Annotated in this window: 1 protein-coding gene; it reads left to right on the plus strand. The window is 42.1% G+C overall.

Going from position 1 to position 844, the window contains the following annotated elements; genetic code table 11:
• Positions 1–750: PucR family transcriptional regulator (locus CVN76_RS01555; RefSeq protein ID WP_232732052.1), on the plus strand; the 750-nt coding region annotated here is incomplete at its 5' end.
• Between the last annotated feature and the right edge of the window lie 94 nt (positions 751–844).

Here is an 844-nt window from a genome sequence, read left to right on the forward strand (position 1 = left end):
CTAGGTGGCGGAATGGTTTGCATTTGCAAACAGCATTCAAGGAATAATAAAAGTGCTGCCAAATTGGATGGAACCTATTTTAAGATCATGTTTAGGACGGTGTTTGAACAGTATGGATTTCATGTTTTTTCCATGGAAATTCACCAGCAGCTTGTGTTCATATTAGGAGACAATCGCTCATCTGAAGATTGGAAATCGAGGGTGACAAGCGCAGTGGATCGCATGATGAAAATGGATCTGGGCAGCCGGAATCGTATGGGGCAGCTTTCGATGGGTTTTGGAAAGCATGTACAAAGATTAAACGAGATTTATAAAAGCTATGAAACGGCACGCGAGACCCTGCTGCTTCAAGATAGTTTACCAGAAGAGAACAGGAGCATTTTTTATCAGGACTTACATATGCATCGCATGATTTCGCTCTTGAATAAACATGGAAACCTGGAGGAAACGGTGCACGAGTACCTAGGTCCTGTCATTGAATATGACAAGCAAAACAATGGCGAGTTAATGCCTACCCTGAAGTCATATCTTGCATGTAACGGATCTAAACAGGAAACTTCCAAACAACTATTCATTGTAAGGCAAACTCTATATCATAGACTGGAAAAGCTAGAGAAACTGTTAGGCTCCGATTTCATGCGATCGGATAAGCGTCTCGGCCTGGAATTCATGATTTTTGCATTGGACTTCCTTCAGTACAGCAGCAGGGACGTCACTGGGAATTATGTGAATAAATATATGGGGAAGTGAAATAAACATGAAGGGTGTCCAAGGGACATCCTTTTTGGCATGGTAAATGAAATGGGAGCTCATATACTGATGAATGGAGGGGGAAATGCTGACA

The sequence above is a fragment of the Bacillus sp. mrc49 genome (genome assembly GCF_002803435.1).